Annotated in this window: 22 protein-coding genes; 9 read left to right on the top strand and 13 right to left on the bottom strand. The window is 71.3% G+C overall.

Annotated features, from left to right (window positions below):
- Window positions 1-6: 6 nt before the first annotated feature.
- Complete coding sequence (locus tag FHS13_RS15840; RefSeq protein ID WP_184292685.1) at window positions 7-339, bottom strand: hypothetical protein; 333 nt, start codon at window positions 337-339, stop codon at window positions 7-9.
- Between the two features lie 94 nt (window positions 340-433).
- Window positions 434-1,024: an ATP-binding protein gene (locus FHS13_RS15845; RefSeq protein ID WP_184292686.1), complete on the bottom strand. Its 591-nt coding sequence runs from the start codon at window positions 1,022-1,024 to the stop codon at window positions 434-436.
- A 225-nt stretch (window positions 1,025-1,249) separates the two neighbouring features.
- Between FHS13_RS15845 and FHS13_RS15850 the strand changes: the two genes are divergently transcribed.
- Both FHS13_RS15850 and FHS13_RS15855 read left to right on the top strand, forming a co-directional pair.
- Window positions 1,250-2,113, top strand: a complete 864-nt coding sequence (locus FHS13_RS15850; RefSeq protein ID WP_184292687.1) for a helix-turn-helix domain-containing protein — start codon at window positions 1,250-1,252, stop codon at window positions 2,111-2,113.
- Window positions 2,110-2,376 carry a DUF397 domain-containing protein gene (locus FHS13_RS15855; protein ID WP_184292688.1) on the top strand — a complete coding sequence of 89 codons (267 nt, stop codon included), beginning with the start codon at window positions 2,110-2,112 and terminating at the stop codon, window positions 2,374-2,376. The genes FHS13_RS15850 and FHS13_RS15855 overlap by 4 nt, the downstream gene beginning before the upstream one ends.
- Before the next feature lie 423 nt (window positions 2,377-2,799).
- Here FHS13_RS15855 and FHS13_RS15860 read toward each other — a convergent pair whose 3' ends face one another.
- Complete coding sequence (locus FHS13_RS15860) at window positions 2,800-3,291, bottom strand: HIT domain-containing protein (protein ID WP_184292689.1); 492 nt, start codon at window positions 3,289-3,291, stop codon at window positions 2,800-2,802.
- A 41-nt stretch (window positions 3,292-3,332) separates the two neighbouring features.
- The gene (locus FHS13_RS15865) at window positions 3,333-4,127 is read right to left on the bottom strand and encodes a HesA/MoeB/ThiF family protein (protein ID WP_246405334.1); all 795 of its coding nucleotides are present in this window, start codon (window positions 4,125-4,127) and stop codon (window positions 3,333-3,335) included.
- A 454-nt stretch (window positions 4,128-4,581) separates the two neighbouring features.
- Between FHS13_RS15865 and FHS13_RS15870 the strand changes: the two genes are divergently transcribed.
- The 3 genes from FHS13_RS15870 to FHS13_RS15880 are packed head-to-tail and all read left to right on the top strand — an operon-like array spanning window position 4,582 to window position 6,171.
- Window positions 4,582-4,782: a hypothetical protein gene (locus tag FHS13_RS15870; RefSeq protein WP_184292691.1), complete on the top strand. Its 201-nt coding sequence runs from the start codon at window positions 4,582-4,584 to the stop codon at window positions 4,780-4,782.
- A 1-nt stretch (window position 4,783) separates the two neighbouring features.
- Window positions 4,784-5,311: a DUF6879 family protein gene (locus FHS13_RS15875; RefSeq protein ID WP_184292692.1), complete on the top strand. Its 528-nt coding sequence runs from the start codon at window positions 4,784-4,786 to the stop codon at window positions 5,309-5,311.
- On the top strand, window positions 5,308-6,171 hold the full coding sequence (locus FHS13_RS15880; RefSeq protein ID WP_184292693.1) for a helix-turn-helix domain-containing protein: 864 nt from the start codon (window positions 5,308-5,310) through the stop codon (window positions 6,169-6,171). The genes FHS13_RS15875 and FHS13_RS15880 overlap by 4 nt, the downstream gene beginning before the upstream one ends.
- Before the next feature lie 71 nt (window positions 6,172-6,242).
- On the opposite strand, the gene FHS13_RS15885 is transcribed toward FHS13_RS15880, so the two are convergent.
- Window positions 6,243-7,277: a type IV toxin-antitoxin system AbiEi family antitoxin domain-containing protein gene (locus tag FHS13_RS15885; protein ID WP_246405335.1), complete on the bottom strand. Its 1,035-nt coding sequence runs from the start codon at window positions 7,275-7,277 to the stop codon at window positions 6,243-6,245.
- Between the two features lie 398 nt (window positions 7,278-7,675).
- Here FHS13_RS15885 and FHS13_RS15890 point away from each other — a divergent pair, with 398 nt between their 5' ends.
- Entirely contained in the window at window positions 7,676-8,176 is a 501-nt protein-coding gene (locus tag FHS13_RS15890) for a metallophosphoesterase family protein (RefSeq protein ID WP_184292694.1), read from the top strand.
- Window positions 8,177-8,398: 222 nt separating this feature from the next.
- Here FHS13_RS15890 and FHS13_RS15895 read toward each other — a convergent pair whose 3' ends face one another.
- Window positions 8,399-9,109: a DUF5710 domain-containing protein gene (locus FHS13_RS15895; RefSeq protein WP_184292695.1), complete on the bottom strand. Its 711-nt coding sequence runs from the start codon at window positions 9,107-9,109 to the stop codon at window positions 8,399-8,401.
- A 107-nt stretch (window positions 9,110-9,216) separates the two neighbouring features.
- On the opposite strand from FHS13_RS15895, the gene FHS13_RS15900 reads away from it, so the two are divergent.
- Complete coding sequence (locus tag FHS13_RS15900; RefSeq protein ID WP_184292696.1) at window positions 9,217-9,357, top strand: hypothetical protein; 141 nt, start codon at window positions 9,217-9,219, stop codon at window positions 9,355-9,357.
- Window positions 9,358-9,496: 139 nt separating this feature from the next.
- Here the strand turns inward: FHS13_RS15900 and FHS13_RS15905 are convergent, their stop codons facing one another.
- From FHS13_RS15905 to FHS13_RS15935, 7 genes are all read right to left on the bottom strand, one after another.
- Window positions 9,497-10,618 (bottom strand): NsdA family TPR-like regulatory protein, encoded by a 1,122-nt coding sequence (locus tag FHS13_RS15905; RefSeq protein WP_184292697.1) that lies wholly within the window; start codon window positions 10,616-10,618, stop codon window positions 9,497-9,499.
- A 176-nt stretch (window positions 10,619-10,794) separates the two neighbouring features.
- Window positions 10,795-12,624 (bottom strand): hypothetical protein, encoded by a 1,830-nt coding sequence (locus tag FHS13_RS15910; RefSeq protein WP_184292698.1) that lies wholly within the window; start codon window positions 12,622-12,624, stop codon window positions 10,795-10,797.
- A gap of 176 nt (window positions 12,625-12,800) precedes the next feature.
- Window positions 12,801-13,772 (bottom strand): aldo/keto reductase, encoded by a 972-nt coding sequence (locus FHS13_RS15915; RefSeq protein WP_184292699.1) that lies wholly within the window; start codon window positions 13,770-13,772, stop codon window positions 12,801-12,803.
- Window positions 13,772-14,161 carry a MerR family transcriptional regulator gene (locus FHS13_RS15920; protein ID WP_184292700.1) on the bottom strand — a complete coding sequence of 130 codons (390 nt, stop codon included), beginning with the start codon at window positions 14,159-14,161 and terminating at the stop codon, window positions 13,772-13,774. The genes FHS13_RS15915 and FHS13_RS15920 overlap by 1 nt, the downstream gene beginning before the upstream one ends.
- 47 nt (window positions 14,162-14,208) lie before the next feature.
- Window positions 14,209-14,856, bottom strand: coding sequence for a TetR family transcriptional regulator (locus FHS13_RS15925; RefSeq protein WP_184292701.1), 648 nt, complete (start codon window positions 14,854-14,856; stop codon window positions 14,209-14,211).
- 29 nt (window positions 14,857-14,885) lie between these two features.
- Window positions 14,886-15,653 carry a hypothetical protein gene (locus FHS13_RS15930; protein ID WP_184292702.1) on the bottom strand — a complete coding sequence of 256 codons (768 nt, stop codon included), beginning with the start codon at window positions 15,651-15,653 and terminating at the stop codon, window positions 14,886-14,888.
- 95 nt (window positions 15,654-15,748) lie between these two features.
- Window positions 15,749-16,267, bottom strand: a complete 519-nt coding sequence (locus tag FHS13_RS15935; protein WP_184292703.1) for an SRPBCC family protein — start codon at window positions 16,265-16,267, stop codon at window positions 15,749-15,751.
- Window positions 16,268-16,455: 188 nt separating this feature from the next.
- Here FHS13_RS15935 and FHS13_RS15940 point away from each other — a divergent pair, with 188 nt between their 5' ends.
- Together FHS13_RS15940 and FHS13_RS15945 are read left to right on the top strand one after the other, a co-directional pair.
- On the top strand, window positions 16,456-17,472 hold the full coding sequence (locus tag FHS13_RS15940; protein ID WP_184292704.1) for an SEC-C domain-containing protein: 1,017 nt from the start codon (window positions 16,456-16,458) through the stop codon (window positions 17,470-17,472).
- Between the two features lie 31 nt (window positions 17,473-17,503).
- Entirely contained in the window at window positions 17,504-17,857 is a 354-nt protein-coding gene (locus tag FHS13_RS15945) for an arsenate reductase family protein (RefSeq protein ID WP_184292705.1), read from the top strand.
- The last annotated feature ends 16 nt before the right edge of the window (window positions 17,858-17,873 follow it).

Consider the following 17,873-nt stretch of genomic DNA (forward strand, 5'->3'; position numbering starts at 1 on the left):
ACTTGATCAGGACGCCAGGAGTTGGGCGAGGGTCCGAGCGTCAGGAACCTCAGCCAATCCCGTGGAGGAGGCCACCCAGAACGACCCGGTCTTCTCCCCGTACCAGATCACCAGGTGCCGGTTGCGGGCCTGGAGAGCGGCGGCGAAGGCGTGCTCGTCGCGGTACTCGGCCTTGTGACCTCCCAGGATGGGCAGCTTCTCTGCGCGAATCCTGCGGCAGGAGGGGTGCGCACAGCGAGAGCAGACCGGCCCGGCCGGCAGGGGGCGCATGCGCAGGGGCAGCACAGGGTAGTGCAGCGGGCCGCGTGCAGTTCGGGGAGCGGGGATAGGATGCGTCATCGATCCTGCTTTCTGAACATGTGGAAGTGTGCGGATTTCGGGATTGAAGGGCCCGGGAGGAGCGTTGCAGCGCTCTCCTGGGCCCGTTTCGCGTCTACGACACGAGGTGGACGACGTTCTCCAAGTCGGCGTTCCAGCGGCTGCCGGTCAGGTCGTAGGCCAGGAAGAACCACACCTGGCGGTGGTCGGGGATGCCGTTGTCGCCCCAGGAGGTGGCCAGGGCGTCGACCAGCGCCAGACCGCGCCCGGACTCGGCGTCCAGACCCAACCTGCCCGGGTCGACCCTCAAGGGCGAGCGTCGACCGAGAGGCAGCGCATCTCCTTCCTGCTTGGCGCCCTGGTCACGGCAGGTCAGGCGCAACCCGTCGCGGTGACGCCGGCAGGTGAGCGTGTAGACCCCGAAGGGCTCCCCCGAGCGCGAGTGCTTCAGGGCGTTGTTGGCGAGCTCGGAGCCGAGCAGGGTGAACAGATAGCGGTAGTCGCTGTCGCGGTCGGCGGCGCAGGTGTCCAGGAAGGCGCGCACCAGCGGCATGTACTGGGTGGAGCCGCCGAAGTCGTAGCGGCGGGTGCGGTAGGGGGCACGCTCGGCCCGGCCGGTGAAGTAGTGGCGGGCTCGGGGCGGAACCAGCTCCCCGAGCGGGACGGTCACCTCGGGCAGGGCTGCCAAGGATGCGGTTGCGGGCATGACGAACAGGCTCCTTTGCACATGGGAGTTGAACGGGGGTTCGGTGTGCCCGCAGGTGAAGGACCTTCGCGTTTCCCGCCCAGCGGGAAGGGGCACGGCGTAGCCTGACCAGCAAGGACTCTGCGTGAGGCCCTGGTCACCGGCTACGCTCCGACTTTAAAACCGAGATTCAGGAAAGTCAACGCAACTAAGCGAATCTCTCCTTTCCTGGTTTACACTGGAGCCATGCAACGCCCTCACAGTCCAACACTCCGACGTCGGCGCCTATCCGCCGAGCTGAAGCGCGCCCGCGCCAGGGCAAAGCTCACTACGACTCAAGCAATCAAGAGCCTCGGCTGGGCCGCTGGCAAGCTCAGCCAAATCGAGAACGCGGAGACACAGAAGGTCAAACCGGACGATCTCGACAAAATGCTTGACCTGTATGAGATCAAGGATCCAGCGAAACGCGAGGCACTACACGCTCTGGCCAGAGATGCCAAGGTCCGTGGCTGGTGGTCGAAGTACAAGGAGGTGTTCGGCCCTCAGTCCTTGCCGGACTTCGAGGCAGAAGCATCCGCGATCCGCACCTTCGAGGGGCTGGTGGTCCCAGGGCTTCTCCAAACACCCGACTACGCCCAGGCCGTCATCCAAGGCGGTCGTTACACCAGCGCGGAGGAGGTCGAGCGACGCGTCAAGGCCCGCATGGAGCGACGCGACATCCTGACACGCTTCAAGCCGGCAAGCCTGCGCGTGATCCTTGATGAAGCAGTGCTGCACCGGGTGATTGGTAGCCCTCCGGTCATGGCTGAGCAGTTGCGTCATCTGCTCCACATGGCCAAACTTCCCAACATCGACCTTCAGGTAGTGCCCTTCGCCGCAGGCGCGCATGCCGCTTTTGTCGCCCCATTCAGCATCCTGGACTTCCCGGACCCTCTTGATGCGCCGATCGTGTTTGTGGACACTGCCTCAGGCGGTCTCTTTCTGGAAGAATCGGACGAAGTGGAGTCGCACATCGTCACTTTTGGTGACGTCCAAGGCTCTGCGATGAGCGCGTCACAGTCCGCCAGGCTCATCACAGAAGTCCTAAAAACCCTGGAAAGCAAATCATGAACGACGAGCTTCTTTTCAAGAAGAGCAGCTACAGCAGTGCTCAAAGCCAGAACTGTGTAGAAGTAGCCCACATCCCCACCATGTTCCGCAAGAGCAGCCACAGCGGTGTCAACAACAACTGCGTCGAGATCGCCGATCTTCCCTGTGGTGCGGCCGTCCGGGACTCCAAGCACCCAGACCACGGCCACCTGCCCTTCCCCTCCGCCGAGTGGGGTGCCTTCCTCGCCAGCGCGCTCACCACCGCCCGCCTCCCCCAGCCCTGACCGGCTCTGACACCGACACCCCGGGGTGGCCGACAGGGACGCCCCTGCCGGCCACCCCGCGTCATGTCACCTCCGTGCCCCAGGCACCCACCCCACCCCGCTCTTCAACTCTCTCCCCGGGCCACTCTCACCCGCTCCCCATGGCCCCTGCCGGAGGGGCCCTCCGCCCCCTTCAACGTTCCTCCGCTTCGCAAGCAACTTCGAGCAAGGGCGTTGGTCGGTCACCGGACGCGGGCTTTGATGGATGTAGGGCAATCACCCGCTACCTCGGACCGCCCTGTTCCACACGACCCCCACCCCTGTTGTGAGGAGGCGGCCATGAACGACGACGGCAACAACTGACATCCACCAACGCCTTCGGGGCGGGGCGGACCAGGTCCACCCCGCCCCTTCAGCGTGGTCGCTCCCCCGACGCGCGTCGCGTCAGGTCGCTGCTTCGGCCCGCACTCGCTCGGCGACGCGCGCGAGCCAGGCGTCGTCCGCGCGGACGTGGTCGTGGGAGGACAGGTAACCCTGATAGCGGTCGAAGTAGCCGGTGATGGGCGAGGACACCTCACGCCAGTTCTCGCCCTGGTTACCCGCGGTGTGGTGCATGGGAAAGAGCTTGGCGTGGGCGTGGTCGACCCCGTAGCCCTCGTACATGATCCCGGTGCGGGCCACGTCCTCGAACGCCCGGTCCAGCAGACGGGCCACCTGTCGGGCGGCCAGATGCAGCGCGGTGTACTCCTCGGGCTCCATCTCCACGACGTAGCTGGGTCGGTGGGCCTTGGGGATCACGACCGAGAAGCCTTCGGTGTTGGGGAAGATCGACAGGAACGCCAGGTGGTCGGCGTCCTCCCAGATCCGATGGGCGGGCGCGTCACCGGCTGCGATCCGGCAGAAGATGCACTCGGGGGCTTGGGACTCGGTACTCACAGGACTCCTCGGTGTCGTGGTGTCGCGGGACGGACGTCGGCTCAGGTGGAACAGTACGGGTCGCGGTCGGCGGGCTGTGCCTGGATCGACATGTCGTGCGACCACACGCCCATACGCCGGTTCAAGGACGCCGGCACTCCGAACCCTCCCAGATGGCGCAGGACGTCCAGGGCGGCCAGGGAGGAGGCGAGCATGTTGACCGGGCCGTTGGACGGCGCCTGGTAGCGGGCGTTGATCCGTCCGATGAGCACCGCCAGCTCGGGTTCGTCGGCGGGGGCGCTTGCCGTGAGCGGCCGGCAGTCCCAGCATCCGGTGATCCCGGGGAGCACCAACGGCCCCCACACCGCGATGTCGTTGACATAGCAGGCGTTCAACCACGCCCGGCCGGAGTCGACGCAGTGAGCATTCACCAGACCGGTCAGTCCCGGTGAGTCGGCGGAGACCAGCAGCAGGTCCGCCTCCGGAAGGGCTCTCAGGTCTTCGGTGTCGGCCGGCGCGCCGACGACGGAGCGGATACGGCATCCGGGGTTGCGGCGGCGCAGTTCCCGAGCCAGGACCTGGCTCTTGGGCGAACCGGCGTCGGCCTCGGTGAACAGGAACTGGCGGGTCAGGTTGCTCAGCTCCACATGATCGGCATCCACCAGAGTCAACGCGCCGACCCCCGCAGTGGCCAGGGTGACCGCGACCAGGTTGCCGATCCCCCCGCAGCCCAGCAGGAGCACGTGGGCAGAGGCCAGCCGTCGCTGCACGCGCTCTGCGTCCGCGCCGGACAACTCGTAGAACAGGGCGTGCCTGCTGTAGCGGTCCTGCGGGTCGTAGGCGGAGACGGAGAGCAAGCAGTTCCCACGTTCCAGGGTCGACATCGCCGCCTCTGCGCGGGCGGCTTCCACCCGGCAAGGACCGAGCAGGAAGTCCAAGGCCTCAGCCCGGGTCCGGGGCTCGCGGAAGTGATCGGCGAGGTGGATCAGCGGGCGCCACAGCTGTCGGTCCCGGATGCTCTGCCGAATGGAGCCGAATCCGAGGAAGAGTGTGCCGTCCTGCACCCCGATACGGACATAGGGGGCGAGTATTCGCGGGGGTTCGATGCCGGGAGGATGCACCGGGGGAAACCGCCTTTCGGTCGGGCCGCGAAGGCCGGAACCAGGTCACCGCCGACCGTAGAACCGGAGCGGTGTCCCGCTCCGGGAAGTTGCTCGGAATTGCTCCCGCAGGCCCTGTCGAAGCCTGGAAACGTGCGGTGGCGGTCGGCAAGACTGGTCTTCTCGACTCCCTGGAAGAGGAAACCTGCCCATGAAGCTGCGCAAGATAGGAACCACCTCGCAGGACGGCGGATGCCCGACGCTGTACGAGACCGACACCGGTGACATCGTGGTCCAGGGCGACCGGCTGACCGTTCCCGAAGCGTTGGCCCAGCTGAGCGACGTCCTTGCGGGTGAAGAGTTCGTCGTTGTCCCCCGCACCCTGCTGACGCGCTTCGCCCCCAAGGAGTGAGATGCCCCCGATCCTCAGCGGAGAGGACTTCACCGACCTCTTCCGCCGCTACCGCCACACGGCCTGGCGGCTCGAAACCCGCTCCCACTACGGAAAGCTCAACGAGGACCAACCCTTTCAGGACTGGTTGGCTGGCAAGGACCCCGGCCTGGAGTGGTTCAAGCCTTGGCTGCGCATGGTGCGCGAGGAGCTCGCCACCGGAAAACGGATGGAACGGGTACGCCTCATCGACGATCCGCCCTCGGACTACCTGCGTTGGGAGCTGTGGGGAACTCCCTACAACCTCGGTGTGGGCGAGGACATCCGCTACCTGCCCCGCGACCACCCGATCGTCGCCGAACTCCCCGACCACGACTTCTGGGTCTTCGACAGCCGTACGGTGGCCCGCCTGGAGTTCGACGGGGACCGGTTCCTGGGGGCGACCCTCAGCGAGGAGGCCGAGCACGTACTGGCCGCCCTCCAGGCACGCGACGCCGCGTGGCATCATGCTCTGACGTTCACGGAGTACATGGCGACAAGGGCACGATGACCGACTACCAGACAGCTCGGGTCTCGCTCGGTGTCCGCTTGCGCGAACTCCGGGGCGAGGCCGGGTTGTCCGGCAGGGAACTCGCGGCGCGCCTGGACTGGCAGCCTTCCAAGGTGTCGAAATTGGAGCACGGCAGGCAGACCGCGAGTGTGGAGGACCTGCGTTCGTGGGCACGGGTCTGCGGGCGCCCGCAGGCGGCGGAAGGGCTGCTGGCCCAGCTCCGTTCCTTGGAGACCCACTACGCGAGCTGGCGCCGGCAGCTTGCCGGTGGCCACGGACCACGTCAGCGCTCGTACTCGCCCCTGGACGCGCGCACTCGGCACTTCCGGATCTTCGAGGCGGCGTGCGTCCCCGGGCTCCTCCAGACCCGTGATTACGCCACGTACATGTTCCGCCGGGGAGTTCGCCGGCATCGCACGCCTGACGACGGAAACGAAGCGGTACGCGCCCGAATGGAACGGCAAGGAATTCTCGACCTACCGGGCAAGACCTTCCACATCCTGCTCTGGGAGCCCGCGCTACGGATCCGCTTGGGCCCGGACACTGTCATGGTCGAGCAGCTGTCCCGTGTCGTCACGGAGATCGCCCGGGCAAGGGCGGAGATCGGTGTGATCCCCATGGGCGTGAGCATGGACGTGGTGCCCTCACACGGTTTTTGGGTCTTCGACGACGACCGGGTGCTGGTGGAGACGATCGGGGCCGAGCTCTGCCTGACCGAGGACGTCGCCATCGCGCCCTACGTGCGGATGTTCGAAGAGCTGTCCCGTTCCGCGCTACGGGGCCCGGCCGCCATCCGCCTGGTGGAGGCGGTGCGCCGCGACCTGGGTGGTGGCGCCCAGGCCTCACCCGACAGGAAGTGAGACGCCGCTTCCCGGCCCTGCCCCTCCAGCGCCCTCCCCCATCCTGCCCGCACCCCCACCCGGGGCCACCTTTACCCGTCTCCAGTGGCCCCGGGTGGGGGGAGCGTTGCCGCCCTTCCCCCACGCCCTTCCCCCGCCACCAGTGCCAGGATGTACCCCGGCCGCTTCAGGTCCGCCCAGGTGAACCGGACGATGCGCACGTCCGGGTACAGCATCTGCAGGGCGTTCTGCCGCTCCCGGTCCCTGGCCAGGGCACGCGGGGTGCTGTGCGGACCGAGCCCGTCCGCCTCCCCGATGAGCCGGGACCCCTCCCACCAGAAGTCCACCACCGCCACGGTCCTACCCTCCCGGTCGGTGAAGCGACGCTGGAGTTCGTCCGGGGGCATCCCGCCGTCCTGACAGATCAGCCGGATACGTGTCTCCAGCGGGCTCTGCGCCCGCCCGTCGGTCAGCCCCCACCACCGACGCATGTCCACGCACCCCGCCCGCCCCCGCATCCGGTCGTTGAGCCTTGGAATGTCCTCCTGCCCGAGCAACCCCTGATTGAGGGCCGAGTCCATCAGGCACACGGCGCTCTCGCGGTCCAGGCCCGGGACGGTGTCGCGCAGAGTCCGTCCCGGATCGGTGACCCTCAACCCGTCGCCGAGCACGGCGACCTCCTCGGGACGCACGTTCCAGCCGTGCAGGTCGACCCCGGCCAGCTCTCGTGGCCTCTTCAGGGCAGGGACGACCATGTGGATCCCGTGACCGTTCCACCGGTCCAAACCCCGTATACCCCACAGTCTCGCCGCGGTCGGTCCGGCCGCGCACGCCCTCGGTCCCAGGGCGAGCTGAGCGGCCATGACCAGGCAGCGCAGCCGCTCGGGGGTGCCGGTCCCGGGCATAAGGCGGCGCACCACGTAGACCTGGTGGTGGGGGTGCAGCCACTCTCCCCGCCGGACCATCCGCCGGATGTCGTACCTGTTCAGCCCGCACTCCCGTGCCTGCGGCCAGGAGAGGACCCCGTACTGGCCAGCCGCGACCGCGACGGCCGCCTCCATGGAATCCGGAGCGGAGGCACACTGCGGGCCGGGGCTCGGGAGAGCGGGGTACTGGGCGGAGCTCATCCCTCCACTATCCGCACGCCCCGCCCCTTGCGCCACGGCCGGTCCGGCGCCTGTGGACAAGCCGCCCTTCTCCACCCCTCCTCCACCCCTGTGACCCGAACGGGCAGCCTCAGCCCACCGGGGGCGGCCGCCAAAGCGGACATAACACCCTCGGAGCATTGACCTTCGGTGGGGTGCGCTTCAGCTCTCACACCACCGGGCGGGATCCGCTGTGCTACTCAGGCGGGTGTTCCCCGACGGGGCCCCCTCCCGCGGTCAAGAAAGCGGTCGATCGTGGCCGTGGGAGGGGGGTCCGTCCGAGGAGCTCTGAGGCCGGCCCGCACTCCTCCAGGGCGCGCCCTGGGAACACCTGTCTCAGACAGGCATCACCAGAAGTAGCGCTGGGTACTCTGCGGGCCATGCGCCTGCTGATCATCTCCGACACCCACCTGCCGCGACGCGCCCGCGATCTTCCCGCCCAGGTGTGGGAGGAGGTCGACCGCGCGGACGCCGTCATCCACTCGGGAGACTGGTGCGACCTCGACTCACTGCTCTCCCTCCAGGAGCGGGCCGAGCGGATCATCGGCGTGTACGGCAACAACGACGGCCCCGAGCTGCGCGAGCGGCTACCCGAGGTGGCCCGCGCGGACCTGGGCGGCGTACGCTTCGCGGTCGTCCACGAGACAGGGCCGGCCAAGGGGCGCGAGAACCGGTGCGCGAAGCGCTTCCCCGACGTGGACGTACTCGTCTTCGGGCACTCGCACATCCCTTGGGACACCCGTGCCGACACCGGCCTGCGCCTGCTCAACCCCGGCTCGCCCACCGACCGCCGCAGGCAGCCCCACCACACCTACATGACGGCCGAGGTCGAGGACGGTCGACTCGACGTGCGGCTGCACCGCATAGAGCCCGACCGCTGACCCCAGTCCCCCCGCCACGGCAGACCCGAGAACAGGCTTCGACGGGGTCACCGCTCTTCCCGGCCCGACCGGCAGGGGGCGCATACGCAGGGGTCCCCAGCCCTCCCAGAGCCGGGAACCCCTGCGTGTACACCCGCAGACACACGTCCTTCCAAGCGCTGCCTGTCTTCCCGCCCACATCCGTATCCGGCACTTACCCGAGCCCGGACCCGGCCGACGGCGTCACCACGCGGACCGCTGGCGGCGGAGCTCGGCTCGGGCCTCTTCGGCACGGCGCAGCGCGTCGGGCGGCGGTTGGACGGTGACCCCCGCCCCCGTCAGCATGCTCAGGTCCAGCTCCCACGCCACCTGCGAGCGGCGTTCCCACAATGCGAACGCCTCCTCGACATGGCGCTGGGCTGCCTGCGCGGAGGCACCGGTCACCTCGATCAAATGGTCCATCGCCTGATCAGCGATCCCCCTCACCTGCGCGAAGCCGAAGTGAGTCACGGTGTGGCAGGGCGTGCAGACACAGATCAGGCGCCGCAGGGTCTGCGTCCTGGACCTCTCGTCGAAAGTCCACCTCTCGTGGACCTCCAACCAGCGCTGCGTTTCGCGGTCGGCCGGCGCTCCGCAGATCTCGCACACCCGCCCCGCCCGGTCGACGACCATGCGGCGCAGCCGTTCCCAGTCCTGCTGCGACACGCACGAGCGCACATTCGTGAACCAGCAGGTGGCGGGGACCAGGTCGACGAACAGCCCCGAACCCAGCGAGCGGTCCTCCCCCGGCAGCAGGTCGGGGATGTCGGGGCGGGCCGCCCAGCGCTCCAGTCCTGCGATGCCCGGCCGGGGCGCGTACCATCGGCGCGCACCGGGGTCCCAGCGCGCTCCTTCCGCCTTCGCCAGGTCCTTCTCCGCGTACGGGACGTCGAGCCAGATCCGTTCGGTGGGCACCGCTCTCCTCACCTCGGTAGGGGCATGGAAACCGAGCAGGAACCTTAGCGGCCGGTCCGGGTGGAAGTCAGTACCATCGGATGTCCGGAAGCGGTCAAACACAAGGCGTGATCGAAGGGGCTGTCCGGTTCACCGACCATGCCGTCACCGCCCGGTGCCGGTCCGAGATCGCGGCCCTCCACGCGAGCGCCGAGGTCCTGGAAGGCTATTTCGTCCGGGAGGTCGGCAGCCCAGCAGCACCGGCGTGAGGCATTGGAGGCCCTGGAGGGCTTCTCCGATCCCAGGGCCGTGCGCCTGCGCGAGGAGATCACCGACAGGTTCCGTGGGACCGGCGGGACCTGACACCAGCCACGCGCCCGTCCTCCCCTCCCTTCCACCGGCACCCCCCTACTCCGTCGCCTGGGCGAGGAGTTCCCGCAGTGTGCGAGGCCCCGAGCCGGCGCTCACCTCGGCTCCCGTCCGAAGCAGCAGCGCGTGCGCCCTTCCCGAGTGCACCCGGCCCACCGCGGGCACGATCCTGGCCCGCAGCACCCGCTCCGCCTCGGGCCAGGCCCGTACCCGGCTCTGGGCGTGCACCAGGTGTGCGGCGTCGTAGAGCGCGCCCCGCTGGTAACCGGGCGGACGGCCTCCGAGCGCGAGTTCGAACAGGTCCACGGCCCTGGCCCAGTCCCCGTTGTCGGCGTGGATCATGGCCTCGTGCCAGGAAAGTTCCGCGTCGGTGATCCACCACGTCCACGCCGGGTCCCGGTCCTGGACGCCTTCCCGCAACCGCGCCCGTGCCCGGTTCAAGGTCTCCACGGCCCGGACGGGCGTCCCCTCCTGGCCTTGTGCGCGGGCCAGTCTCAGCTCGAACAATCCTCGGACCCGGGGAGACAGGTCTTGGGACAGAACGTGTTCGCACACGGGGCGCGCCTGGTCGGGACGGCGCTCGTGGGCGTCCAGCATGGCCAGTTGGGACAGGGCGAACAGTTTCGCGAAGTGGTCGCCGCCCGCGCGGGAGACGAGAACCGAGTCGTTGGTCAGCCGCCTGGCCAGGGGGAGTTCCTCGGCGTCGAACGCCAGCCACCCCGCGACCTGCAGTGCCTCGGCGGCGGCCGAGGCCATCCCCTTGTCCTGGGTGGCCAGTGCCGCCCGGTGGGACGTGCGCGCGTTGCGCACCGCGGCCGGCAGCAGGTCGGCGCCGCCGGTCAGCTCGTCGAGCGCGATCAGCCCCTTGGTGACGGACCGTACCCGGTCCGCCTCGGTGCCGCCCATGGGCTGTTCGGCGAGCGCCTTGGGGTCGACGGGGAGGACGCGGGCCAGCAGGAGCCGGTAGCGCTCGCGGATGGTGCTCCGGCCGGACTCCCACTCGCGGATGCGCCGGGCCAGGGACGCGGTGGTGGCCGTGGCCTCGGTTCCGGCGGCGCGCACCATCTCCACGGCCAGGCGGTGCACGTCCCATCCTGCTTCCGTGCGTGCTCGGCGCAGGGTCGTCGCCCATGCGGGGCGGGGGATTCTCGGTGACGTCATGAGCAGATCCTCTCCCGCGGCGATGAGGTGATGCTCGCAAACGTCCGCGTTCGTCCGCCTTCACCAGGTTTCGCCCTTGGCGGGCCCTGGTGAGGCCTGTCCGCGAGACCCCCTCCCGCGGTCACCGTCGGCCGCTTTCGTGGCCGCGGGAGGGGGTCTCGTCCGCCCGGCCGGGGTCAGAGGGACTGGACGAAGCGGTCGCCGAGCATGCCGAGGAGGTCCAGGGCGCCCGTGCCGGAGCGGGCGCCGATCTCCAGGCCGGCACCGAGGAGGACGAGGGCGAGGAGGGCGGCCGCGAGGCGGCTGGGCCAACGGCGGGGGGCGGGTTCCGTTCCGGGCTCCTCGCCGTCGAGGTCGGGCCAGGGGCGGTCCAGGCGGGCGAGTTCGCGGCGCAGGCCCTGGAGTTCGGCGTGGTAGCGGTCGCGCTCCTCCCGGATGCGCCACAGCTCGGCGTCCGTGTCGGCGTCTCCGCCTCCACCCGCCGGCGCTTCCCCGACCGGAGCGGGTACAGCGGCTTCCGGCACGGCCGGTTCCGGAACAGCAGCCTCCGGCACCGCGGGCTCCTCGGGCACCGAGGGCTCGGCGTCGGAGCGGTCCGGCTCGGGAAGCGGGTGCTCCTCGCCTTCGGCCGGGGCGAGGCGCGGCCTGCGGGTCCGGTCCTCGGCCGGCTCGTCGGGGCGGGGCGCGAGCACCGGGTGCTCGGTGTCGGGGCCGGGGGCGGGCTCGTCGTGGAGGGGCCTGGGCTGCTCCGGCCAGAGGACGTCGTCCTCCTGCGGAAGCTCCCCCTGTTCCCGGTCGCCGCCCGGGCCCTGCTCCCCGGGGCCGGTACCGGCGGGTTCCACCGCGATGCGGCCGACCGGGACGTCCGTCCCCGGGGGTTGGCGGGGGCCGGTCTCCTCCTCTCCGGGGGGCTCGGCCTCGGGGAGGTCCTCGAGGGTCTCGGGGGGACCGTCCAGGGAGTCGGGCAGGGTCTCGTGCTCGTCGGGGAGCGGTTCGACGGGCGGCAGGTCCTCGGCGGTCGACATGTCTCCGACGGGCGGCAGGTCACGGGCGGGGCGCGGCGCGGGGTCGAGCCAGTCGGACAGCAGGGCGCGCCGGTCGGCGAAGGTGGGGGCGTCGGGAACGCCGCGCTCGGCGAGGTGGGCGGCGAGCGCGTCACCGCCCTCGTCGCGCAGGATCTCCACGAGCCGTTCGGCGACCTTGCGGTGGTCGGCGGCGGGCGGGGTCCGGAAGGGGCTGACCCGGCCCGAGGTCGGCGGTGCGAAGGCCAGGTGGGGGCTGTCCTCGCCGCCGAGGGCGGGTTCGTAGGTGGAGAAGGACCAGCTCCATCCCGCGGCGGGGACCGCGTCCGGCGGGGTGAGCACGTCGTGCAGGACGCGGTGCATCCCCCACAGGAAGCGCAGCTGGACGGCCTGCCAGAGGTCGGCCCGCTCGGGGGCGAGGGTGAGGTGCACGGGCAGGTCGGGCCGGTGCAGGGCCGAGGCGACCGCGCCGACCAGGATGGGTTCGCCCTCGACGGAGGTCTCGGCGGCGCGGCGGTCGCGGGTGCGGACCGCCCCGGGTGCGGCCGTCCGCTCCCAGGGGCCGGGCATGCTCAGAACGGGCATGGCCGACCAGCCGGGGGCGGGCGGGCGCCGCGGGTCGGGGCGGGTGTGGGGGTTCTCGTGCAGGGCCAGGATGCGCGGCAGGGTCAGGCCGCGGGCCGGGCCGACGATCGCCCAGGCATGCGCGGAGCGGACCTCGCCGGGCCAGCGGTAGACGAGGGCGGCCTGTCCGTCGGGGTAGGCGCGCGACCAGAGGGTCTCGGGGCGGGTGGCGGGGTCGCCGCCGGGCAGCAGGGCCCGGTAGTCGGCGGTGAGCGCGGGGAGCAACCGGTCGCGCCAGGAGCGCAGGGCGGGCTGTTCGGGCTCGGGGAGGGAGGAGGCCGAGGGTCCGGGGCCGGTGCGGCCCAGGAGGGTGGGTTCCGCCCAGGCGAAGTGGATCTGGTGGTACGTGCTCTCGGGCAAGCGCCCCTCCCCACGGGTCGGTCTGCCGTCGGCGGCGGCCGCCGCCCCGGGGCGTGTTCCGGGGAACACGCCCTAGGCACGGTATCCGGTCAAGGCCGAAAAAGGCCTTCCTCTCGCGATCTATGGGGATTTATGCGCATTTTGTCCCACTGTGGTTGCGGGTCCGACCGCCGATCTCACCGGGCGTCGGCCAGCCGCTGCCACTGCTCCGGGCTCAGGGACAGGTCGGTGGCCTCGATCGCCTCGTCGAGCTGGGCGATGCTGCTCACCCCCACGAGCGGGACGACGGGCGGGTCGCTGTCCATCAGCCAGGCCAGCACCACTTGGTTGCGGGTCGCCCCCGTCTCCTGGGCCACCTCGTCCAGAACGGCCAGGCGGCGCGCCGTCCCCGGGTGGTCGTAGGCCGGGTCCAGTGCCTTGTCCGGGCGGGTGTAGGCCCCCCACAGCAGGGGCGTGTAGGCCACCAGGGTGTGGTCGCGCCCGGCTGCGGCCTCCGCCCGTACGAAGTCCAGCAGTTCGGGGGTGACGTGCATGTGGCCCGACGACTGCAGGGGCATGTCCAGGCGCGGCTGGAGGTAGCTGTGGCGGTACTGCAGCACGCGGGGGCGCGGCAGGCCGCCGGCCTCGGCGGCGGCGCGGGCGCGCTCGATCCGCCAGGTGCGGTGGTTGCTCAGCCCGGTCAGGGCGACGGCGCCCTCGGCGACGAGGTCGGCGAAGGCGCCGACGGTCTCCTCGATCGGTGTCCGGGCGTCCTCGTGGTGGGCGTAGAGCACGTCCAGCCGCTCCACACCGAGTCTTTCGCGGCTGCGTTCGGCGGCCTCGGCCACGGCGGTGGCCGACAGGCCCTCCTTGGTCTCCAGGCCGGTGCCGGGGACGGTGGGGCGGGCGCCGAGCTTGGTGGCGATTACGACCTCGTCGGTGATGCCGCGTTCGCGGCGCCAGCGGCCGAGGAAGGTTTCGCTCTCGTGGCCCTCGAACCCCTCGACCCAGAACTGGTAGCAGTTGGCGGTGTCGACGAAGGTGCCGCCGGCCTCGACGAAGCGGTCGAGCAATGCGGCGGAGGTGGCGTCGTCGGTCTCGCTGCCGAACTTCATGGCGCCCAGGCACAGGGCGCTGACGGTGCGGTCGCCGACGGTGGTACGGCGCATCAGGGGGTCTCCTCGAGGGTGTGGACGGCGAGGACGCCGAGGTAGTGGTCGATCTTGTGCTGGATGGCGATCCTGCGGTCGTTCAGCTCGGCGATCCGCGCGTCGAGCCGCCTCTGGTGCTCCTGGAGGACCTCCACGCGCTCGGGGACCGTGTGCTCCCCGGCGCGGACGAGCTCGGCGAACGAGCGCAGCCGGGCGATGGGCATGTCGGTGTCGCGCAGGCAGCGGACGAGGTGGAGGAGCTCCACGTCGTCGGCGCGGTAGCGGCGGTGGCCGCTGGGGGCGCGCTCCACCTGCCGCAGCAGGCCCGCCTTCTCGTAGTAGCGCAGGGTGTCCAGGGTGAGGCCGAAGCGCTCGGCGACCTCGCCCGGCGTGTGGTACTCGCTCATGGGGCAAGCATGGGACCTGGAGCGCGCTCCAGGTCAAGCCCCGGCGGTCAGCCGCTGCCCCGGATGGCGCCGACGACGGAGGCGGTGAGGTCGTCGATGATCCTCTCCCCGTCCACCTCGGGGTGGTCCAGCCACCACTCCCCCGCCGCCTGGACCATGCCGACGACGGCGTGCGCGGTGATCTGGGCGCGCACCCGGCCGCCGACCAGCCCTTCGGCCAGCAGCCGGTCGGCGAGCTCCTCCCCCAGGCGGCGGACCATCATGCCCACGTCGCTGCGGGTGCGCGGGTCCTCGGAGGTGGCCCGGTCCATGAGGAACCGGTAGAGGTTGAGGTTCTGGGAGATCATCGACAGGTAGGCGCCGACCGTGGCACGGGCCCGCTTCTCGAACTCCTCCTGGCGGTGCAGCTCCTCGCGGATGCGCTCGACGAGGGGGTCGACGTGGCGCTCGGCGAGCGCGCGGTACAGGCCGCCCTTGTCGCCGAAGTGGCGGTACAGGATCGGCTTGCTGATCCCGGCCTCGGCCGCGATCGCCAGCATCGAGGCGTCGGGGCCGTCGCGCTGGATCACGGCGTCGGCCGCGTCGAGGATGGCGCGGCGCCGCTCGGGGTCGCGTCCGCGCCCGCCCCTGCCCCGCCGGGGGCCGGGGGCCTTCTGGTCGGTCGGCGCGGTCTGCCGCGCGTGTTCGAGGGCCACGACAGATCACCGTAGCGCCTGTGCGGCCGTCAGCGGCGCAGAGCGATCCAGGTGGCCCAGGCCTGGGCGAGCAGGCGGCCGTCGGCGCCGTGGAGGGCGCTGCCGGTGCGGAGCTTGCGTCCGTCGACCGATTCCAGGTGGCCGGTGACCACGTGGGGGTGGCCGATGCGGGGTGCCCCGACGACCTGGACGGTGATGCGCCCCAGGACGGCGGGGCGCCCGTCGATGCCGCTGGACCAGCCGCCGGGGCAGTCCAGGGCGGCCCAGGTGTCGGGCAGGCCGACGTGTCCGGTGCCGTCGTCCAGGCCCGGGTGCGGCGTCCAGGTGCAGGCGACGGTGCGGCCGACGCCCTCGGGCTCCTGCCCCGGGCGCACGGTGCCGGGGAACAGGCGCAGGCCCTCGCCCTCGGCGCGTTCGGTGCCGCAGCTGTAGCACCGGGGGAAGGGGTGCCGGGTGAGGCCGGGGTAGCGTTTCTCGGCCTCGGCCGCCTCCTCGGCGCCGACCGGCCCGGTGGGCACCGCCGATCCCTCGGGCACGGGCACGACGGCGGCCTCGGCGACCAGCTGCCCGCTCTCGGGGTCGGTCAGACTCGCTCCGTCCCGGCCCTCCTCCACCGCGAGCGGCCGCCCCAGCGGCGGCGGGACGCGCAGGGTGACCTGGACGGCCGGCCCTCCGACCGAGGTGAGCAGCGCGGCCAGGAGTCCGGCGCTGTAGCCGCCGTTGCCCGAACCGTCGGGTCCGTTGTGCGTCGGGGGGATCGTGAGGGAGGAGGCGCTGTGGCTCGGTACGACATCCATGACGCCACCCTAGGCCCTGTGGTGTGGATCGTCTCGGGCTGCACGGCCGGAGGATCGGCTCCGCCGATACGGCGAGAGCATCCACACAACAGGATCTAGGGGCGGCGCCTCCTGCGCGCGGCTCCCGCACCGGCCGCCGCGGCGAGGCGGCGCAGGAACCGCACGTGAGGGCTCCGGCGTGCGGGCGTCCGCACGGTTCCGGTGAGTGCGCGCTCGGCACGGTCCAGGCACTCCTCCAGGAGCGCGTCGTGCAGGGGCCGGAAGAACAGCGACCAGAGCAGCATCGCGGATCCGCGCAGGCGCATGGTGATGAGGTGGGACAGGACGGCGCCGCCCGGGCCGGGGCGGACGGCGAATTCGTGGTGGCCGTCGAAGCCGCGCGGGGACCGGAAGCGGAAGCGCACCCTGCGCCCGGGCTCGTACTCCTCCACGGTGTAGCGGACCGGTCCGTGTCCGCCGCGCGCCCCGGCGCCCAGGGGTTTGTCCAGGCGCATGGCGGGCCAGTCGTCGCGGGGCCAGAGCCGGTCGCCGTCGGAGGCCAGGCCGTCCAGCAGCTCCCCCACCCTCTCCGGGGGCGCGGGCAGGAGGCGTTCGTGCGCGTTGCGGACCGGCACAGGGGGCTCCCGATCTCCAGGGGGGTTCTCTTCAAGGACCAGTGCAGCATACGCCCGGCAGCAGGGGGAGGCCCGCGCGCTCCGGGCCCGGCACCCCGGGTGGAACGCGGCGGAGCCGCCGGCGGTGGCAGAGCGCTTTTTCCGGGAACAGCCCGCGCACCCCGGCCTTGCGCAATAGCGTCGGATCCATGACTGAACACACCCTGGCCTGGCCTTCCGGTTCGCCCGTCGGGGGCGACCCCCTGATCACGGCGCTCCGCGGCCTGGACCTTCCGCCGGACCTCCTGGAGGAGGTCGCGGAGGAGAAGTCCCCGAGGGAGAGGGGACACGTCCTCCTGGGGTTCGCTCTGGAGAGCGAGTTCCAGGAGTGCTCCGAGACGGCTCGGCAACTGTTCCGGGCGCTGCGCGAGCATCCGCCGACGCCCGAGCTGGGCCAGATCGCCTCGGTCGAGCTGGCGCAGAGCCTGCGCGAGAGCGGGGACGAGGCGGAGGCCGACCGGATCGGCGACGAGCTCCTGCGGTCCGGCGACCTGCTGGAGGAGCCCGCCGCCCACCTCGGCGAGGGGTTCCAGGAGATCGGGCGCCTGCCCGAGGCCCTGCGGTGCTTCGACATCGCCTGCCGCACGCTGCTGGAGGGGAACGTGGAGGACATCGCCGGGGCCGACCCGCTCCTGCTGGACGTCCTCGTCCGCCGGGCGCGCACGCGCGCCGCGCTCGGTATGGAGGCCGATGCGCACGACGAGGCGGCGGCCGGGGCCGCGCGGGCCGCCATGCGGCGGCTCTGGGGTTTCTCCCTGCACGTGCAGGCCCTGCGCCAGGGGCTGTCGGCGGGCCTGCCGGGGGAGAACGTGCAGCTGCTGCTGTCCCGGGAGGAGTTCGGCCGCGCCGGGAAGCAGGTCCTGCCGGCCGGGGAGGGCCCCGACTCCTACTACCGCACCGCCGAGAACCTCCTGCGCGAGCACGGGCACCGGCATCCGGAGGCGCGCAGGGGCGTGCTCCTGACCGGTGTCGAGGAGGTCCTGGGGGCCGCGCCGGAGCAGGACCTGGACCCTGCCGAGCCCGAGACGTACCTGACGCTGGCGCGGGCGTGGACCGTCGGAGGCGATCCCCGCGCGCTCGCCTGGCCTCCGGAGCGCGGCCAGGCGTGCTGGTGCGCGTCGGGACGCACGTACGGGGAGTGCTGCGGCTCGCCGTCCGCCCCGTGAGGCGGTGGCCCGGTTGGGCACAATGGGCGCCATGGAGATCTGGATCAACCCCGCCTGTTCCAAGTGCGCGTCGGCGCTGTCGCTGCTGGACGGCGAGGGTGTGGAGTACACCGTGCGCGAGTACCTGAAGGAGCCTCCGAGCGCCGACGAGCTGGAGGATGTCCTGCGCAGGCTCGAGCTGGAGCCGTGGGACATCACCCGCACGGGAGAGGAGCAGGCGCGGCGGCTGGGCATGGCCGACTGGCCGCGGGACGCCGGTTCGAGGGAGCGGTGGATCGGCGCCCTGGTCGAGCACCCCGTGCTGATCCAGCGCCCCATCGTCACCGCCGACGACGGGACGGCGGTGGTCGGACGCAGCGAGGAGGCGCTGCGCTCCGTGCTGTGACGCCGAGGGCGGGTGC

It is taken from the genome of Nocardiopsis algeriensis, assembly GCF_014203695.1.
Classification (GTDB): Bacteria; Actinomycetota; Actinomycetes; order Streptosporangiales; family Streptosporangiaceae; genus Nocardiopsis; species Nocardiopsis algeriensis.